The organism is Bacillus sp. 05T31, assembly GCF_056396725.1.
Window position 1 is genome coordinate 1 of the sequence record NZ_JBFTMA010001403.1, and the last position, 438, is coordinate 438.

The 438-nt window shown below is 38.8% G+C and carries 1 pseudogene; it reads left to right on the plus strand.

The annotated features are described in order from the left end of the window. Positions 1 to 93 precede the first annotated feature (93 nt). Positions 94 to 438, plus strand: a pseudogene (locus AC1DJR_RS33530) (IS6-like element IS240C family transposase); the annotation flags it as partial.

Sequence of the window (438 nt, forward strand, 5' to 3'; positions counted from 1 at the left end):
GGTTCTGGTGCCAAAAGTATAACACTTGTGCAATGAATCTGTAAATCTTGGACATACTGATACTATTACTCTACAAAAGGGTGTGTGATCAGTATGAAAAAGGAAACTTTGTTTAAATGGAAGCACTATCAGCCAGATATTATTCTATTAACTGTACGTTGGTACCTACGGTACAATCTTAGTTTTCGTGATTTGGTAGAAATGATGGAGGAAAGAGGRCTATCCTTGGCTCATACAACGATTATGCGGTGGGTCCATCAATATGGGCCGGAGTTAGATAAGCGAATTCGACGTCATCTCAAACAAACGAATGACTCCTGGAGAGTAGATGAAACGTACATAAAAGTAAAAGGACAATGGRTGTACCTATATCGTGCCGTTGATTCTCAAGGGAACACGATTGATTTTTATCTCAGTAAATCTAGAAACCATAAGGCT